The organism is Paenibacillus sp. FSL H8-0261 (genome assembly GCF_045040645.1).
In the GTDB taxonomy this organism is placed as follows: Bacteria; Bacillota; Bacilli; order Paenibacillales; family Paenibacillaceae; genus Paenibacillus_AQ.
In genome coordinates this window covers 1052436-1072141 of sequence record NZ_CP150297.1, presented here as the reverse complement: position 1 = coordinate 1072141, position 19706 = coordinate 1052436, and the positions used below count along the sequence as shown (strand labels likewise).

General features: G+C 46.1%; 12 protein-coding genes. 3 read left to right on the top strand and 9 right to left on the bottom strand.

The window, feature by feature from the left end:
* Nucleotides 1-117 precede the first annotated feature (117 nt).
* From MHI27_RS04655 to MHI27_RS04625, 7 genes are all read right to left on the bottom strand, one after another.
* The gene (locus MHI27_RS04655) at nucleotides 118-3078 is read right to left on the bottom strand and encodes a glycosyltransferase (protein ID WP_405175714.1); all 2961 of its coding nucleotides are present in this window, start codon (nucleotides 3076-3078) and stop codon (nucleotides 118-120) included.
* Nucleotides 3075-4337: a hypothetical protein gene (locus MHI27_RS04650; RefSeq protein ID WP_405175713.1), complete on the bottom strand. Its 1263-nt coding sequence runs from the start codon at nucleotides 4335-4337 to the stop codon at nucleotides 3075-3077. The genes MHI27_RS04655 and MHI27_RS04650 overlap by 4 nt, the downstream gene beginning before the upstream one ends.
* A gap of 84 nt (nucleotides 4338-4421) precedes the next feature.
* Nucleotides 4422-5063, bottom strand: coding sequence for a hypothetical protein (locus MHI27_RS04645; protein WP_042185104.1), 642 nt, complete (start codon nucleotides 5061-5063; stop codon nucleotides 4422-4424).
* A 22-nt stretch (nucleotides 5064-5085) separates the two neighbouring features.
* A complete protein-coding gene (locus MHI27_RS04640; RefSeq protein ID WP_405175712.1) occupies nucleotides 5086-6357 on the bottom strand; it encodes a vWA domain-containing protein in 1272 nt (423 codons plus the stop codon).
* A gap of 331 nt (nucleotides 6358-6688) precedes the next feature.
* A complete protein-coding gene (locus MHI27_RS04635; RefSeq protein ID WP_076283864.1) occupies nucleotides 6689-9091 on the bottom strand; it encodes a transcription initiation factor TFIID in 2403 nt (800 codons plus the stop codon).
* A 4-nt stretch (nucleotides 9092-9095) separates the two neighbouring features.
* Nucleotides 9096-12485: a tubulin-like doman-containing protein gene (locus tag MHI27_RS04630; RefSeq protein WP_405175711.1), complete on the bottom strand. Its 3390-nt coding sequence runs from the start codon at nucleotides 12483-12485 to the stop codon at nucleotides 9096-9098.
* Between the two features lie 60 nt (nucleotides 12486-12545).
* A complete protein-coding gene (locus MHI27_RS04625) occupies nucleotides 12546-14363 on the bottom strand; it encodes a vWA domain-containing protein (protein ID WP_405175710.1) in 1818 nt (605 codons plus the stop codon).
* A 187-nt stretch (nucleotides 14364-14550) separates the two neighbouring features.
* On the opposite strand from MHI27_RS04625, the gene MHI27_RS04620 reads away from it, so the two are divergent.
* The 3 genes from MHI27_RS04620 (at nucleotide 14551) to MHI27_RS04610 (ending at nucleotide 17551) form a co-directional block, all read left to right on the top strand.
* The gene (locus tag MHI27_RS04620; protein WP_156113055.1) at nucleotides 14551-14721 is read left to right on the top strand and encodes a hypothetical protein; all 171 of its coding nucleotides are present in this window, start codon (nucleotides 14551-14553) and stop codon (nucleotides 14719-14721) included.
* A complete protein-coding gene (locus tag MHI27_RS04615) occupies nucleotides 14714-15640 on the top strand; it encodes a hypothetical protein (protein ID WP_149646435.1) in 927 nt (308 codons plus the stop codon). Before MHI27_RS04620 ends, MHI27_RS04615 begins: the two co-directional genes overlap by 8 nt.
* A 132-nt stretch (nucleotides 15641-15772) precedes the next feature.
* A complete protein-coding gene (locus MHI27_RS04610) occupies nucleotides 15773-17551 on the top strand; it encodes a hypothetical protein (protein WP_405175709.1) in 1779 nt (592 codons plus the stop codon).
* A 96-nt stretch (nucleotides 17552-17647) separates the two neighbouring features.
* On the opposite strand, the gene MHI27_RS04605 is transcribed toward MHI27_RS04610, so the two are convergent.
* The gene (locus MHI27_RS04605; protein ID WP_405175708.1) at nucleotides 17648-18202 is read right to left on the bottom strand and encodes a pyridoxamine 5'-phosphate oxidase family protein; all 555 of its coding nucleotides are present in this window, start codon (nucleotides 18200-18202) and stop codon (nucleotides 17648-17650) included.
* An 889-nt stretch (nucleotides 18203-19091) separates the two neighbouring features.
* The gene (locus MHI27_RS04600) at nucleotides 19092-19574 is read right to left on the bottom strand and encodes a GyrI-like domain-containing protein (RefSeq protein WP_405175707.1); all 483 of its coding nucleotides are present in this window, start codon (nucleotides 19572-19574) and stop codon (nucleotides 19092-19094) included.
* Nucleotides 19575-19706: the final 132 nt, after the last annotated feature.

The following is a 19706-nucleotide window of genomic DNA, read 5'->3' as shown; positions in this document are numbered from 1 at the left end:
TTTTCATAATCATATCTATTAATACATAGCATGTCTATAGAAAAGCTTTGTATGAGTAACAAAAAAAAGAACAGCAGAACCAACCTTTCGGTATTGTTCTGCTGTTCAGAAATTCCTTTATTCAGCTGTTCCTTCCGGACTTGCAGTTGGAGAAGGTTCAGCACTTGAGTTAACACCCAGTGTATCCTTTGGAGCGGGATCTACAATCAATGTAAATCTTCCCGCCTTGATCATACTTTTCTCTACGATGGTCGCTCCCGGTTCTAAGGTAACCTCCACCTGATAGGATGGCTGTACCCCTTCTGTGACAGCTGTCGCGGATGGATCAACTATGTTATTCTCCGCATCAGATGAAGGCGTTGGAGAAGGTGTGGCATCGGCTCCTGAGTTAGTAGCGTCCGCACCTTCAGCCGTTTCAGAATTAGCGCCTGTGGCATCCGCTGACGGAACTGGACAAGTTCCATGGCTAGCAGCGACTTTAAAGCTCTTATCCACCACATTGGATGAAGTCATCAGACTAATCTCCGTCGGATTAAATTGCACACAATCATCAGCTTTGGCAAACGTGAACACCAATATGCTGCTCCCCTTATCTCCTTCGACGCTCTGATCCTTCAAGTATACTGAAGCCGGAGGCAGCTCATTGCCTGCACTCTGAACGGGTGTCGGCTCAGGGCTTGTCCCCGGCAGAGCCGTCTTTGGATCATCCGGACGCAGCATACTGAATACGATAATTGCGATAATCACCAGAATGCCCGTAATGGAACCGGAGATCAGGAGTCGAAATCGACTGCGGCTGATCCAGCGCGCCAGCGGGGAAGCGAGCTGGGAGCGAGCTTCATTGTACACATTTTGAAGAGCAGGCCGTGCTGTAGCAACATAGCTTTTACGGAACTCACGATTCTTGAAGGCTTCGCGGTCACTGCTCTGGAAATACTTCAGAATCGCCCGGCGGTAACCCGGATAAAGCTTTTTATTCGATATCGTAAATAAAGAATTTCCTTGAGACCATGCAAAGAATCGATAGATAACATCCTTATCGGTACCGGCTTTATGCTTTACTAATTCCAAGAGTGCGTCATAATCCAGTGGACCACCCTCGCGCTGACTGGTGTAGTAGAAAGCTAGAGGCAGACGTTCAAAAGGCTCTAGTACTCGGGCTTCCTTCAGTAAACGGCGACCGAGCAACTGTACATCGTCCAGTTCCTTTGGAGATAAGCCTGCAAAAATCTCTTCATTCGGCTTCTCTTCACCAAACCAGCGATAAGCAGCGCGGAGTGCATTTTCTTTCTGCTTGCTAATTCTATCTAGTGGCGGCTGCCAATCCACGACATTGCCATAACGTAAGAAAACAACCTCCAGTAAGTCCTCCTGCGTCATTTCAGTAAGGGATAGCCGGTTCAGCAAGAATCTGTCTGCAGATGCTGCAAGCTCCTGCATGAGCGAGAGTACTTTAGGAGATACCCCTGTCCCTTTACGTCGATCTTTCTCCGCTTTATCTACAGTGCCATGAATTTCCGCCACCGCAGCAACCGGATCAGTTTCCAGTTGTAGCTTTTCTAGCAAGTAATCCCTTACTGCATCCTGAGCAAAAGGTTGCTCTAACGCAGCCGGCAGAAAACGGCCCCAATGGAGTACAAAATTCAGAATGTCCACAGATTTAGATGCAGCAACTAGTCTTGATTCCATATAAGGCTCTAATAACTGCTTGCGGAAATACGCTTCAGACATTACCCGTTGAAAAAAAGTAGCGCTTAGCTCATCATTACTCTCAATGATACTGTAAGCTGCATTGAGAACATCTTTGCGTCCCGCTTCCACGCTATGAAGCATACCATTAATGAAATAATCAACAATTCTGACTTTGTAATTATGATCCCTCAGCACAAAATAATCCTTAAAGCACTCCATAATTGCAGGATCCGGGACATTCCTTTGCCGGACTAAATCAAATTCTCGGTCGAACCGCTCCAAGAAAATATCATTCAGTCGGATTCTGGAATGAATCGCCCCCTCCGCTTTAAGATAAGAGAGCAAACCACTCAGCACCGCGCTTTTGTTCTCTGTATATAAGTGCTCATTCCCCTGCTCAATCTCATAAAATACGGCTAACTCATTATAGAGAGCGAGCGATAGTTTATGCTCAGGACTTTCTCCGCGAAGGATCTGATCGGCAAAACTTACGAAATCGTCGAGATCCCCTGGATTCAGAAGTAAAAGCTTCCAAACCAGATCAGCATACGGCTGACGGGACTCGCCAAAATCTACATTCCCCATCCGACCTGAAACCAAATCGAATGTGAAGTCCTTCTCGATGCTGCGATCACCGGGACGGAGCGAACCTTTTTCTACAAAGCTAAGATGAATATATTTACGGCTTTGCGGTTCATTCGCATACGTAATCACGCCTAATCTGCGGCGGAATTCATACGGCAGCACGCTATATAAAATCTCTGTAAGCTCCACCGCACGTGCGGACAGCTCCGTGATAGGTACATTTAGAGCGATATAGATTTTTTTCTTACCTGCCACAGAGAGCATCACCGCTTGCAGCAATGCCTTAAATATCCCTTCATCAATCCCTAACAAGCGTAAACCCGCTATAGGATCAGGGCGACGATCCGTACGTATAACTGGAATAGCTGACAGCTCCGGTAAGGTTCCGCCCAGCTCTCCTTCATAACTTTTTGCGAAATCAGCATGCAGAAAGTCGCCGTAGCTCTGAATAATCTCCTCTGAACGTGAGGCCGGAACTACAAAGTTATGTGCAAAAAAGGCGCTCCGCTGGCCCGTAAAATCCGTCGCTTGATAACGACTCGTCCCAAGAACCGTGTCGCCATTCTCTGCATGGAACAGGTGCAGCGCACTAGGATATAGAGTCTCATCCTTCTCCCCACGCGCGGCCAGCTCTGCTGGAGCATCGTAGAGACAGAAGGGATGCAGTGTTTTTTTGATAAAATTATTGTCCAGACTGTCCGATTTCGCTACTGTATCAAAACCTTCAGTGGAACGAAATAATCCGCGGCGTTCGCGGGTATACATTTGTTGGGCGATCTTGGACCCTGAGAAAACATTCACGGGCCGTCGCTCCCCTCAATATACTTCAGCTTATGCAGCAGCCAAATAAACGGCTCGTCTACACGAATCGGGCTTACTACACCCTCAATCTTCTGATTCACAGGATTACTGCCCAACGCAGATACCGCAAAATAGCCCGTATTCGAGAAGTACACATCCATCGTATCTTTAAAAGGTCTGTCCACCTTACCAATAAATCTGCGGATTTCTCCGTCGATGTTATGGAATTCATCCATATTCAATGTTTTGCGATGGATATAGTTATTGAACACATTACTGTTGGACTTGATGTAATCGCCATCCTCATCCTTTAGCGAATGCAGCATATCACTTTTCGCAAGAACGACTGCTGTTGGAATGTCAGTTTTGCTCTTTTCCTGATAAGCGATAAAATCACCGAACATCGTCAGCACAACATCACGCGGCTCGTCATATTGCGAGACCCATTCGCCCGGGCGATCACCGATGTTAATATGAATCTTCTCACGGATCGAACGGATTTGCAGCGGATCGACCATAAACAGAATACCGGCAGAGTTCTTAATATGTTGACCGTGTAGTCCGAGATAATCCTGATCCACCATGCCCTCACCCGCTACATCAAAGAACACAAGTGTCAGCGGCGGCTTTTCTTCATCCTTAAAAACAAATTGAAAGATAAACGGCTCCTGCATTTTCTCCTTCTGTGTGGAAGCTAGCAGATCCCCGCGTTCAAACAGCGGTTCTTCATAGAGCGTACGGAACTTACGGCTAATCTCCGCGTTGAGCGGCATACAAGCGGCATCGAAATGACCTGCTGTCGTATGCTGCAAGGTATGAATCAGCGCGGTCATATATACCGACTTCCCGACTTGGGAAGCTCCGATAATCGAGATAATGTTACTTGGAACCTTACCTGCAGTCACAGGCAGCTCGTTATGGCAGGATGGACATAGCCGTCTGCGTGTAAGCACTCCATAACGATCCGTAAGCCCTGTTAACACATGATCGGTATAATGATGGTATTCTTCCGGAATATCCGCCGGATTAATGATTGCTTCTATGTCATCCACCGTATCGAGCCCAAAGCGCTCACGGTATTTATTCAAGGCATCATCCTCGCCCAGCGCGTAATTCTCATCGTCCTCTCGGCTATGCATAGCCCGAAAGACTACATCCTCCGGAGAGAACTTAGTGAAGCAATACGGACACACAATATCATAAAAAAGCGGCCTTGGCTCCGGCTGATTCTTTTTCATAAAACGGCTAAAAAAAGACATCTACTCATCCTCCCAAAAGTTGTATCTGCGTATCTTGCTATGGACAGGCATTGTCCAACACTCGCTTGTACGCATAGACTGATCTTACTCCGGCACCAGCTCGTAATAAAGCCCATACTTAGGACCGTCGGTGAAAAAGATGCGTACAAAATCATCCTTACCGATCTCAATCGGCGGGAGTACATTGCGTCCAGGGGCGAAATCCTGTACAAAGGGAAAGAGAATACCATCCTCTTTCCCTGCCGGATGTCCTCCCCGTTTCTTAACATAACAGAGGACATCTCGAGCCACTGGAACTTCTGCCGTAATCGCCATATGTACGGTCTTTTGTTTTCCGAATAATCCTCTTTTTTGTTGAACGGAATAATAGATTCTGGCTTTGCCTGCACTGACCACTACACGGTTCGCACCGTCACTTTGCCTCACCAGCAGTGTCTCTCCGTTCTCAGCAAGGCGAGCGTATATGGTATAGGAGACTAGGCCGATCTCATCCAATCGATCACGGTATCCATTGTTAGATTTGTATTCCTCACGAGTGTAGAGCTTCATTCCGACCGGAGGAATATCCCCGGTGCCAATAGAAGCCTCTTCTGCGGAGGTCTTATGGATGTACACCGCCTGTACGCCGTCCGGCCAGCGCCATCTCAGCGTACAGAACCGTTCATCCACTTGAGATGTCACATCCGTTATTACCAGAGCGGAAGCATTATCCTCGGCGTACCTCATCACTGTAAACCCCTTTCAACTACTAGAATCCTTTGCTATTCCGATTTCTCCGTCGATCAGGAAAGCTTTCTGACGGTGGATTAGGAGCTGCATTATTTCTTCTATTACGGTAAATACGTCCTTCACCTACCGGAATGACGCCTGTAAATAATGAGATGATTGCAGCCAATATAAGAACAGCAAGGAGGCGAATTAGGCCGTCAGTGAAATTGTGCCCGCTAAGTCCAAATTCCAGAATAAGCCCTGCGAACAACCCTGAGATAACGCCGCCAATCCCGAAGCTTTTTGCTAAATGACGGTTATCAAACATAATACCAAGACCGAGTCCAAGCGCAGCACCGATTAGCATCAGCGACAAAATACGAACTGCAGCATAGTATGGACTATCTGCCGTAGCATCACTACGCACCGTAAGCAATGTCCGATCTCCCAAACGATCATAGATTTGCTGGAATACATCACCCAAAAGAGCCGTATCTGTCACATCATAATAGTGACCGCCCGTTATTTTCGCAATATCCTGCAGCAACTGGGTACCGGCAGGATCCTGCATCCCCAGACCAATGGTATTTACGGCAATGCCACGATCTATATAGGTCTGTAATTCTCGTGAGGTGTCGAAATTACTCACTCCGTCCGACAGCAAGATAACCATAGCGCCTTGATTTTTTCTGCCGTCACTGTCTATCTCCTTAAGTGCTTCCGAGATCGCACCACTTATGTTCGTGCCACCCTCAGTTGGTTTCAAGTTATCAATGGCAGTCAACACCTTCTCACGATTCTGCGAATCTGAGAGTGGTGTTAACGGCTGGACGACTAAAGCTTCGTGGTTAAATGTCACCACCGCTACCTGATTGTCATTGTCCATTCTCGCAATTAACGCCTTAGCGGCTGAATAACGGCTGTTATCAGGATCACTCTGCGCCATACTGCCAGAGTCATCGATAGCCATTACAACATTTTTAACCGGTTTAGCACCGCCAAAATTCAGCTCATAAACAAATTCTGTTAATGCTCCAACTCCAAGTGCAAGGACAATCATCAGAGGCAGGAGCTTCCAGGATAAACCTAGGTAGCGCTGCTTCCACGAGGCTCCGTTCAGCCGTGGCGAGATCATTTCTGCAAGCAGACAACCGATGCCGATACCGAGTGCTACTATGGCAAAATAAATGCCTACGAGCAAGATGGAAGGCAGATCGTTGTACCAGCTTAGTAGCCACTCGCCAAAAAGAAAGGCGACCCCGCCGCCGATCAGACTGAAGAAGAGCAGGAGCAGATTGATTTTTCTCTGCATCGTTATACTTCCTTTCCGGGAGAAACCTGAATTGTACTCTTATGGCCTTAACATTGTTCGGGGGTTATGTAGCCCGATTAACGGGCTGCCCGGATGTGTAATCATCCCCCAGATTGCACTTTGTGCAATAGAATGGAATAAAAGAAACATCTATTTCTATTCTATTGCATAATGTGCATTGGAAATAAGGAAAAATGTCCCTATTCCAGAAATCTACTTAAATCTATTGTATCAAATACAACAGAACTCTAATTAAAGGTTATATCCGATGAATCTATTGCACAAAATGCAATAAAGAGACTCAAAGTGAGGGTACCCATCTATTACGCCATCAGCGCATCTCGGGAAGCTGCTCTTCACTCACCCCATGAAGCTGATAGCCATTCTGAGCATAGGTTTCATAATAAACCTTACCATTACGGTAGTAGAGCAGGTCTTCTAAATGGAAACCACCCATCAGATTTAACTTTTCCACTCCGCTCCTACGCTGTTCATGCACGAAGCCTAAGCGATAGATGCGGGTCGTCTCATCCACACCAAATGCATAGCGCAGGAATTCAGATGCGCTGTCTCCGAAGAAATATTTTTCCTCATGACGATGCTCTTGCGTGTATTCGAACAGACGAACATTGATCGTCGCGCTATCCTCCAGATTATGGTACAGACGCTTGAACAACTCTTCCTTGGATAGAACCTGACGGTTCTCATAAGCAGCCGCAACATTTGCACGCCGCAGCAATTCTTCTTCGAAAGATAGAGCAAACGGATCAGCCGTTAATATTTCCCGCTGACAAATGCCAATCAAACGCTCCGCTACCGCTTCTTTGCCTTGCTCTAAAAGCTTAGAAATGCTACCCATGTACTTGTCACTAAAGAATATTCCTGGCCCACGCCGGGTCTCGATCTCTTTCATTACTTCTTCTGTGACAACTCGATAGTATTCCATCACGTTCTGGCCAGTGGTTTCGTTCGTTCGCCCAATGCTGTCCATCACAGTAATACGTAACTCTTCTTCGAGCGTCTCCATAGCTTTCACACGGGCCACACATTCCACGTGAAGCTGCTCAAGCGCAGATTCCAAACGACTGCACAGCGCAAGCTCACTTTCCATACATAATAGCTCATATTTTTTGCCATATACCGCAGAGAATAAGTAATGAATGAAGTTGCGTACCGTTCGCTTGTCAAAAAGCGGCACACGCTGGAACGGTTGACGCTCCACACTTTCCGCATAAAGATCCTCGAGCTCATCCTGCGCAGAGACAAGTGCTGAACGCAATCCTGTCATATGCTGACGCAAAGCATGCAGCACACTGCCACCCTCATCACGATCAGCTGTCCACTCCGCAAGCTGATAGAATGTTACTGCTGGCGTAGCTGTTTCCTGTGCCGCCAATAGGGTGCGCCATCCACGAAGAGGATGAATACCTTCTACTCTCCGGTTAGACTCTGCGACAAAATTATTACGGAAATAAGCTTCGCCCCCATCACCGAACAGCTGCTGTTCAGCTTCACGAAGTGACAACTGCTTCAGCTCATTGTAGGACGGACGTCCATGGCTCATTAGCCCTGTCATTTCACTAAGGCCGTCTTTCTCCGGGACTAGCTGCGCCCTATGCTCCCGCAAACTATCAGGATCCAGCCCTAATAGAGATTGACGCTCGCGCATAGTCCATGGACTACCCTCACGCATATCCGCTGCAAGACGCCGGAAGGCGTGATACAGCACGGCCAAGGCAATTTGGACATTAGGTCTTCTCACGCCAGAAAAGCCTGCGGAGGCGTAGCCTTGTCTTCCTGTGCTACCTCTAATACCGCTTTTGAAGGTCATATTGTTATAACCACCGTGTCCTGTAGCTTGATCAGAAGTCGGGCGGACACGATTCTTAAGTAGGCTAATATGGGAGATGATCTCATAGTTATCATCCATGCCGTGAGCCGACATCATGCCGCGCTCATTCTTATCGGAGAGCAGATACACAAGGTCAAATAAAGCGGAAGGACCATGACTCACTGGAATCGACAGACCATCCTCGGTTACAAGCAGCGGTGCATTAAACGTATAGTCCGTAGCTTGCATTCTGTCCAATTCACGCAGAAAAGCCAGCCCTACTGAGCTGGAATATCCAAAATTATCCCCTTGCTCCCGCTCATTGATTAAAGCGTAGAGATCCGTCTGTACCGACTTGAAGGACTGGCTGAGTATTGCTCGAGCCAGCAGTGTAATTTCTGGCAACAATACATTAAGCGGGTCATCGACCCGCGTAATGATAGAGAGATGGATCACGTCAAAAGATGAATATAGGCGTCCATAATCCGCTATACTGTTGCTCAGCCGCCGAATAACTTTATTCATTTCAGCAAGATAACGTGTATCCTCATGAAACTTGCGGTAAAGTTCATGACGCACAGTGCGTGGATCTGACCCTGCCATATCCGGCAAGGCCATGGCCAGCACCCGGTCTTTTCCTCCTGCATCAGAGCCCCTCTTACTTCTGTCTGTGTCCTCACTCTTCGTGCCTGACACAGCATGCAATGCCATAACACCGCCGGCGTTATCCCATTTTCGTTCGCAGCTATCCAGCACCGGACCGATGGCCGGAGCAACCTTGTCGCCTACGAACAGAAACAGGGCAGGGTAATGGATGCTGCTGCGTCCATCCCCTTTACTGCGCTGTGCCTCTTCCTGTACCGCATATTGTTCACCATAAGATAATGCCAGTGTTTTGATCATAGGCCTATTTCAACTTTCTGCGGATGCTGCCGAGTTTGCTAGTCATACTCTTGTAGAAACTATACATCTCATCGCCGCTCTCATACTCTACCCGTTCATACTCCAAGCTGTCGCGTGCTTCAAGGAAGGATACATACAGCCCTTCCAGCTTATAGAGCAATGGGGTTACGTCTTCAGCGGCAGTCATTTCACTCGCACGACGAGCTGCCTTACGCAGCAGAACGCTGCGGCTCTTCTCATCCAGCTCCCGGAAATGACGGTACACGGCATATTCCACGTAGCTACGTTCTTTCATCAAGTTGGCAAACGGCTCCCAAGCGTCCTCTTCTTCATCACGATCATAAACGTAGAGTGCGCCTTTCTTGATAATGCTGTCCGTATACAACGCCTCGATGAATTGGTCCATCCACTTGTCTTCGTCCAGATATTGATGGAGCAGCCCTTCAAGCTCCGTTGCTTTTGCAGTCAGTTCAGCATATTTGGCTAGCTCAACACGAACACGAGAAATCAGTTGCGGTGAACGAATTAGATTCTCCTGTGCCATATCTTTGTTAATGCTGCCAAAAATATCTTTAATGCCTTCGCGTTCCAAGCCCTTCTCGCGCAGATTTTTAAGTTCATCAGCCGCCTTCTTCACTTCTCCGAGATTCGGACGTGAAGAATTTAACTGCATATCAAATCCACTCAACAGAGCATCCATATCAAATGGTTTCGTGAACACAACAGAGTATCTGTTGCTTGTGTTCTCGTCTACACCTTTTTCGATGATCACTCCGCTGGCCAACGCCTTTGCAAAGTCTGCACGTACACGTGCGTTATAATCACGCACACGAGAATTGACGTAGGTGTCACCCCATGATTTTTCCGGAATCGGAGAAGGCAGATACGTCCAGTTGTTCTTATCCGTCATCACCAGATGGCGGCCGATCCCTTCCTTATCTAGAATGGTCCGCTCATAGTTCTCTTCAAACACCCGCAGTGGCGTGTATACGAAGAGTGGCACACCGTTGCGGGTGTTAAGCCAGAAAATACGGTTTTTCACTTGGCTTTCTTTGATCGTAAATTGTGATTTGCCAAGCGCATTATTCTGATAATTACGAATCCCTTTCAGGATGCCAGGTGCTTTAACAGGTACGGAAACGAAGCCCCATGATGGGAAATGCAAGCTGCCCGAGCTGTTGCTAAGGTGGAAGGTAGGCACAGCCTCTTCGTCCAATTTACCGGCAATAATCCGCTCTACGAACTTATCCAACGGCTCTTCATGGCCGAATTTCATCACAAGGAAATCTTCCATCGAACGGGTGATCAGATCCCCGAACTTATCACTAAGGAACTCTGAAATCGAGCGAACGATATCAATCTCCTGTTCCTTAACCCAACGTCCGGAATGCTTCAGCATTTCACGGGTGAAGTCGCGAATCAAGTCGTCGCCGTCCTTCTGATCCATGATTTTGGAGATCGTCGCCGAAATATCCGGCACGTTAACAATGTTCCAATAATAAGTTTTGTTTCCTTTATAATCCGCTTGCTCTTCACCATTGATAAGGATGTCCCCATTCTTGGCAAAAATCGAGCTAAGCGCACTAAGAATCTCCGTAAACACACCATAAATCCGGCTGTTTTCATCGTTTAAGAGCTCGTATAAGTCCTCATAAAATTGAATCATTTGCTCAGTACGTTCTACATCGGCATGCAGCCAATACTCATTGATTTTAGCGTCAATATAGGCATTTTTCTTCTTCTCTTTGGATACAAAAGCACTGCGTGCATCGCTCAGCTTCTCATCCGCACTGTCCTGCGCCGTCTCAATATCGCGTGGCAGACGCAGCAAGCTTTCACGTAAAGCCTCAATATAAGACTGAATCAGCTTCAAAATACAGAAGCCCTTCTCTGTGTACAGCAGGCGGGAAACGTAGAACGGCCCTTGCTCTGGGTGCAGGAAGATGCGCTCCAGCTCTTCACTGAAACGTCCAACAATTTCGCCAGGCAGCTGCTTTTTCGTTTTAATATATTCCTCACGGGCACGAGCCAGGAAGTTCTGCTCCAGCTCTGTATCCATACTTACCACTTGATTCTTGACTACATTGGCATGACTCAGACGTTCGCTGTTCTCGTAACCTGGCAATGGCTCAGGCACACGCGATTCAAAGGTTTTAATCATACTATCGAGATCAATCCCAAGCTTACGTGCGAATTTCTCTACATCCTCTTGACCAGGCGCCTGCTGGAACATTTTTTCCATTTTATCAAACAAGCGGAAAGCCAGATAAGTCGTCATTTCCTCAATCGGAAGCACGGCAGACGAGGCACCGATAATGTTGTACTCATAGTTAGCTGGATAAGTCTTATTCATCTGCGCAATATTGGTGCGGATATTACTGATATAGTCATGGATGGCGAATTCTTCACCAGACTGTTTTTCTTCACTTGCCATAAAGTTCGTGATGTTCTCAGCCGTTACGTTCATACAGTAATCATACGCATTCTCTAACAGCTTACCTTCGGTATTCGTTGCAGAGATCAAATGGCATAAATTAAACGGAGGCAGTGGAGAGTTTACCGTCAAAATATTCCCGTATTGCTGCTGGAATCGCTCCCCACGACTATCTACATTCATCCAGTAATCCAGCTCTTTTAGCGCCGCATAACCGTTCTTGCGAATATATTCACGCGTATGCTCACTTAGACTTTTATTAGACAGGTTCACGTCCGGTGTAAAGAGATAACCCAGTGTGTTCACACGGTCAATACCGGCTGATCCATAATCACGTTCAATAATACCGCGTACGATATAGGCAATATCAAGGAACGCTCCACTACCTGTACCCCCTGACAGACCTGTCAAAAGGAAGACCATCAGCTTTTTGTTCGTGCCTACGGATAAGGTCTTGATCTTCTTATCAATCGCTCCTACAACCTGATTAATCTTGGTGAACAAGAGCAGACGTCCAGCCTGCCGCACACCAGCGGCACCGTTCATACCATCTGTGATACTTAGCTCGGGTGACAGCCAATCCGTGATGTACGAATCAAGGATACTGCGGTTCTGCAGCAATCCGCCGATTTCAGCATTCGCCAGCAATACAAATTCATTCTGTGGATCGAGTCCGATCCCTTTGTATTTCTTTCCGCGATCCTGTTCATTCGTTTCAAAAGCTAGAAACTCTACATTATCCGGCTTGTCCCGCTTCTTCTTGGATATCGGATCTTCCGGCAGCTTAAAGCGGCGGTTAATCTGATATTTAAGACGCAGCAGGGCATCAATGCCCGTGCCGCCTAGTCCAATGATCAGGATCGGATTATCAATCGTATCCACCCTGATCTTATCGCTGACAATCCCGCCACCTAGTGATACATCCAATTGCTGTATATGCTCTCTTACTACTGGTTTCATATGCTTATCCTCCTAAAAGTTTTGCGGAAGCTGTACTTCAGATTTCTTGCAAAACCACTTCTATACTAAATATTCGAGATAAATCGTCTTATCTACCGTGTGCAGGGACACTGAAACGCGGTCACCACTCTTCAGCTCAAGACCACGCGAGGCATCCGCAGCACGTCCGGATCTCTCTACAGTAATACCTTCTCCACTGCGTAACAGCAATCGGTCATTCTTAGCTGGTGTGAAAATAATGCTCTCACTTTCCTTCAGCTCAGGCGCTAATTGCAGCAGCTGATGAAGGGTGAACTTGCCTCTGAATCCAGCAAGTTTCTTATATTGTGGGTAGGTCTTCTCACCCGTATTGCCGTCTTTAACCTCAATTACCAGCTGTCCAACAAAACCACGTGCCGATTTCTTATTCAGCACATACCATGCGGCAGCGGCTGCCAACACCAGAAGAATACCACCAATAATGTAATACAAGGTATTGGATGAAGCTTCTTTCAGAGGTTCTTCTTTGCCCGTTCCTGTCGAAGGACTGGTAGTTGCAGCGCCACCTGCCTTCGCGCTGATTTTTACAGGAGCACTTTCACGATAGAAACTGCTTTCCTCTGCACGAACCTTCAGCTCATAGTCATGGCTTTCTTTTACCTCGAAGGTGCCCTTAAAAACATCCCCGGAGTTATCCAGTTCGATTTCCTGTACATCACCTGTATCGATATCTGTAGCAAGCAGTACCGCCTTCATATCTTGATACAAATTACTGAGCGTTACCTGAGTACCATTGCTGAACAGGTGAGAGGTAATATCAATTTTATCACCTTTTTTATAGGTTGCTGATGGCAACGCATCGATCTTAAGCTCCAAATCGTAGTTAAAAACTAGATTAATATCAATTTTATCCTTTGGCACACCTTTGACCTGAAGCTTCCAATCTCCTTCTTGCGGTGACAACAGCTTGATCAAGCTATAAGTAGAAGACTTCGACAGCACAACATCCTTGGACGGGATGGCGACAGCTTTTCCTGAAGGATCAGTTAGCTTCGCGGTCACAGGCTGTGACGACATAATTGAGATATTGGCTTCCAAAACACTGCCGTTAGGCACGTTGACAGTCACATCCTGATAATCCCCATTTGCAGTGATCGACTGCACAGGTACTACCTTTAACTTCAGATGACTAGCAAAAATTTCACTAAGTATTTGCGGAAGATCATCTGCGGAGTCCGTCGAAAATGCTTTACCACCTGTCTCAGTGGACAGATCAGCGAGTTTCTGTTTATTCAGCTTGCCGTCTGCGTTAAGACCAATCGTATAAATGGGATAGCCATTCTTCTTGGCAACCTCCACAGCGGCGTTCAGTTCTTTATCCGATTCGCTTTGCGTCCGGCCTGTTGTTTTGTTGAAATCGTTATTGCCGTCAGCTAGCATTACGATGATTGGCTCATGTTTCGGATCGCTACCATTCTGGAGCACCTTCACAGCTTCTTCCACACCGACAGCAATGTCGGTATAAGCTCCACGGTCCAGTCCATCAATAAAATCCTTCAAATCCTGTTTATCTGTCTCTGAGTTAATTTCCAGCAGGGCCTTCTCCCGCTGTACCTTGTCGGTATAGGCAACAATACCTACTTTATCACCTTGGGTGGATAGCATATCTATGAACATTTTCATCGCTTCGTTCGCGACTTTGTTCTTGTCACTAGTCTTCATGGAGTTGCTGACATCGATAAGAAGCACCGCATCAATGTGAGATTGCGCCGACGTTGCCGCATAGGCCTGAACCGCTGCAAAAGGTGAGGCAGCAAGACATAGCGCCAGCAGTAATGCCGGGAAGATACGTTGAAAAAGTGTCTTAGTTGTTCTGTTACTTTGATATTTACGAAGCATAAATAGGGCTCCTCTTGTGTTATATTAGGCACATATGACAGGTTCAGCACTGTCGCTAAAATCTGTAAATAGTATGCCATTATGATATAATTAAACCTTGTAAACTTCAACTTTAGGACCGCCGGACCAAAGTAGCAATGATGCATAGAGTGATCATTCTATGAGCCATCCAGACTGCGAGGCGTCTATGAGAAAGGACTGTTCCATGATTTCATACGTCATTCTTGGGATTACGTTCCTAATTGTCGTAATTCAGATTTCCATCTATGCTGCACGCCAACGTAAACCACTAACTCGAGATGATATTAACGACCGCCTACTGGCCGCTTTGAACGGAGGCGATAAAGGCCGTGAATAAGAAAAGACCTGTTACCTTTCGCCCTTTCAAGGCTCCTCGTTACGCTTATGACAAGCTTCGTATTTGTCGCCACTGCGGGCAATACACTGCTCTCGGTGAAGATCGATGCACCAAATGCGGTAAAGACTCACTTATTACGGTAGAAAAGCAAGCTGCATCCATTGCAGGAAGAAAAATGCATACGCGCCTCCTATTCATCTTACTGCTTACACTAGCCTCCGTCTATTTTGGGAATAGCATAGAGCAGATGATGTTATGTGGTGCCGGAGGGATTCTCCTCGCTGGACTATTGTACTATACGCAGCGAAAAGCACGGCAGAACGAGAATCTTCGTTCTCTTAACGAGCTGCTTGGCCGAGGGATTGGCATCATCAAAGAGGGACTGGAGATCAACCGTCAGGAGGCTGTCTCCGTACTCCGTGAGGATGATGTGCTTGCCTACGAGAAGCTGCGCGAACTCTCCATCCTGCTTCGTGGTGACCGGATCGCACGGCAGCGTATCGCCTTGCTGCATGGATTTTTGCTTCGCAAGGATATGGATTTAGAACTGGAGCAGCTTCTTCTTAAGGATTTCGAGCCGCTACTAGCCGAATATATCGGCGAGATCGCTAAGGTCCGTCCTGATCTGATCAAAGATCGTACACTACGATACGTAAAGAACTATGAAGTAGAAATTCGTCATATGAATAATGGTATGACCATCCTTACGGGAGTTGCCGGAGCTGCAGTAAGAATGAAGCGTTATGCCCTGCTCTACTCCAGTATGATCGGCCGATACGTGCAAGATCTACCTAAAGACCGCTTTATGCGGTTATCCAAACTTATTGCTGCGAATCCCCATGAACCGTGGAATGGCTTGGACCAAAGAGTAGCGGATATTCGTGAAGCCAAATACCGCTGGGACCCCGAAGTTCAATAGACATTCTTATATTTCAAGAAGAAACGGCATTGGCATCTGTTATGGATGACAATCGTTTCTCGTAGAAATATAAGGATAAAGAATGATGTGAAACTATGCTTTCTTATATTTTGAAAAAAGAGGCTACTCTATATGACGTTCAAACAATTAATAACCCTGCGAAACTTTATGATCATTTTGTGTATAAGTATGTTTGTGATGCTTGGACAGAAGGTTTTTCTCATCGCCGACAAAATACAAATAACCAAGGAAGCCAACCGTCTCTATGCTGCTGGCGATCTGATAAGTGCAGAGAATCAGTATCGCCTAGCGGCGGCAAACCATTCCATTCTTTATATGGAAGAAAAGGTTGCGAAGCGACTTGATGAGCTGTCACCAATCACGGCCATCCGCCAAGGTTTGAATGCCTTGGTATCTTCCACTAAAGCACAAGCTGCGACTAAAGATTTCACCGGATTTATGAAAAGTTATGATACTCTCCTCAGCTTAAAAGCTACATATATGAAGCCCGGTGGTCCTTATGAATCCTATTATCGCCAGTTATCGACCGATTCAGGCATTTCTGACCAGTTCACAACCTACTTCCGAGAATTTAAGGAGCAGTTTCTTACCGAACTTGCTCAGAGCCAAGATGGAAACAAGAGTGAAGAAGACACTTTTAAATGGAATCTGTTGCAGATTCCCGATGCCTATTACGGAAGCGCTGCATCCAAGGAGGAGTTGCTAGCCTCCAAGTTCAAAAGTCATGATACAGCTAAACTAAAAGCCTTAGCAGGCACAGGAAACTTTACAGGCATGCTGGAGAGCACCCTCTCCATGATGAATGCTTACAGCCAGCATAGTTACGAAGCGCCATGGGTACTTGGGCAGGCAGAAAGTAGCGGAAAGATCATCCTGAACAAAGATCTAGAGAGCGATAACATCACCGCCTTTGCTGGGCATGCTGTTGCTTATCGTAATTTTGCAGGATCGGCAGGGATTACTTCATCCAAAGTACTAACCTTAGTAGATACTAGTAAAGCTAAACTACTTAAAAATGCCAAGCGCATGACCAGTAAAGGTCAATATGCTGAAGCTATTCAGCTATACAGTGATCTTGCTCCGTTAGAGGATACTTCTTCAATCATAGCCGCTACAAGATTGGCTTGGAATATTGCCGAGCCTGTGCGCCTTCTCCCGGGCGGTGAAGAGCAAGGCAGATATGGGAACGTCATCTCCAGCAAGGGACTACACGATAAGAAGGTCATTGTGGCTGGAACGGATAGCAATGGTGTCCTCTATTATGCAGCAATGAATAGCGACGAAAGTGTCATAACTTTAACTGGAAATATTTTACCAAAATTCGAGAGTCTGCGCAGTCTAACTTTTAATGACCAGCTTGCTGCCTCTTCAGGTTCTGGTGCCCCCGTGGTTCTGGCTGAATCTGAGGTCGAAGGTGGACGTACCCTTTTTACAGCATATGAAATGAAATCGGATGGTATTTCGCAGTTGTTTTCAGTGTCTGGAGATAGCTATGAACTGCAGTCCGATGATTCCTTACTCGTATCTAACGCGGATCTCGGAGACGGTGTCGTTGGACAGACGGCACGTTATCGTAAAGTAGATGGCAGCTATCAATTTGCTGAGATTGTTCAGGAGTATGCGGTAATTTCAGCTTCCGATGTAGCGCTTCATCCTTTTGAAAAGGTATCTTTTCACTGTGAAATCGTCGCAGATAACTTCGGTAATATGCTGGCTTATTCGAATGGGGTTTATATTTTGCTTCAAGGAGACTTGGGTTCCGTTACAGGTAACGCGTTAGTTAGTGGTCAATATCAGAACGGTTATCAGCTTGTTGGAACGGAAATGGGAGAGCAATATGTGCCTGTGTTTGTGGTAGAATCCGTGGGTAGTATGAGTTTTGGACAGTAGAATATATGAGATAACTGCTTAGTCGAATTGAGAGATCGCTCATCGTGACGAATGAGAAACTTTATATATACATGAACCTAGGATCACCATGTCCGCTTAGTTTTTTTGTCCAAGGGGTGTCGGTAGCCCGTCTATACTTGTGGTGTTCTTCTCTTGTCTATATTCTTTCAGACCTGCTTCGCCCTTTTGGATAGACCAACGTTGTAACGTCTCTCGCTCACCGTCATAACTCATGAATGGGACCGAAAATCCGCAGGAAGTCTGTACCTTATGAACATCAATTAAAATGATCTGTCTAGCTCCAGGCAGAGGTGTAAAAATAGGGTACAGTGCTTCCCATTCAAATGAACCAGGCAGGATTACTGTCCCTGCTCCATACAGTCTCAGAATATTCGGCGGTCCTTCAAACGCACAAAACATAACCGTCACTCTTCCATTTTCCAGCAGATGTGCGCTCGTCTCATTGCCACTACCGGTCATATCGAGATAAGCCACCTGATTAGGAGACAAAATCCGCAAGCAATCATGACCCTTAGGTGAAAGGTTAACATGCCCCTCTTCAGATAGCGGCGCTGACCCTACGAAAAAAAGATGCTGCCGAAGAATAAACTCCTGATGTGCAGGTAATATAGCCGTGAATTGTTTTCCCATTTGGTGTTCTCCGTTTCGTTTTGGTTTGTGTGTGATTTGTTGGGTGGGACTGTCATGCTCCATCGAACATATAAACTAAACCAGCTACTTCAGCTACACTTCCTTAGTTCAACTCCATCAAAATTCATCCACTTCACTCAACAAGTTATTTCATTTACACTCCACTTGCTCCATCTCCTCCCAAACGGTTTGGAGCATCATTAGGGTAAATGTAGGGTACTTTTACCCCTCTTTCTTGCTTTTTGGGCTCTTTAGGGTAAATGTAGGGTATTTTTACCCCTCTTTCTTGCTTTTTGAGCTCTTTGGGGCAAATGTAGGGTATTTTTACTCTTCTTTCTCGCTATTTGGGCTCTTTGGGGCAAATGTAGGGTATTTTTACCCTTCTTTCTCGCTAATTTGGCTCATTAGGGTAAATGAAGGGTATTTTTACCCCTCTTTTTTGCTTTTCGGGCTCTTTGCGGCAATTGAAGGGTATTTTTACCCCTCTTTCTCGCTATTTGAGCTCTTTAGGGTAAATGTAGGGTATTTTTACCCCTCTTTCTTGCTTTTTGGGCTCTTTAGGGTAAATGTAGGGTATTTCTGCCCTTGAAGATTGCTACTTCGGATAGACGCAGCTAATGTGGGAGATTTTTACCGTTCTGTTGCACCACTTCAGCCTAACACAGCGAATGGTACGAAATTTTTACCGTTTACTGGTTAACAACACATCCGCATTTAAATATGAAGCGTATTTACTCATTCCTTCTATTGATATATATTCGTTTTAATCGTTAAGTAACCCTTCACCCTCACCCAAGGGATTCAGCTCATGCGCGAAAAAAGGAACTGCCTCTCGGCAGCCCCCAAATCCCCACTAAACATTTCTTTTAGCTAAAGTCTTTCAAACGATCTACTCAATCGCAATATAAATCTCAACCTGCGTGTTAGCAGGATCAAAATTCCTCGAATCGTAAATTTCAAAATCGCCCGTATAAGTTCTTACCTCTGTAGATGCCTTAAAATAAGCCCAAATCTCCCCCCATGCTTGCGAGACTACTTCAAATACCGGACCTTTTTTCGTCGTAAAAACCATATACTTGCTCTCCGGAACAGCCGCACTCACAATACCGCTATCCGCTAAATGTCTCTCCCCAGCCACTTCATGCCCAATCACAACGGTATAAGCTCCTGACGCATCACTCTCATAATCTGTATACAAGGCATAGATATACTCAGGCTTAACCGTATCCATCTGCCCCGCAATATTACTTTGGAAATACGTTTCCCACAGCCGCGATAAGCCCCCATCGGGACCCATTTCTACTTCATTTGTCGTACGTATGCTAACCCCAGCCAATGTCATTTTCGGTTTTTGTGCAAAATAAGTATTCATTATTCTCCCTCATTTCCTGTAATTGAGTTCAGTATACACAAGGGAAGTGGACATCTGTCTGTCCAGTTAGAGCAGAATTATCAATTTGGGTTATAAAAGCATCAATGGGGTAATTAATAGTATGGAACTACA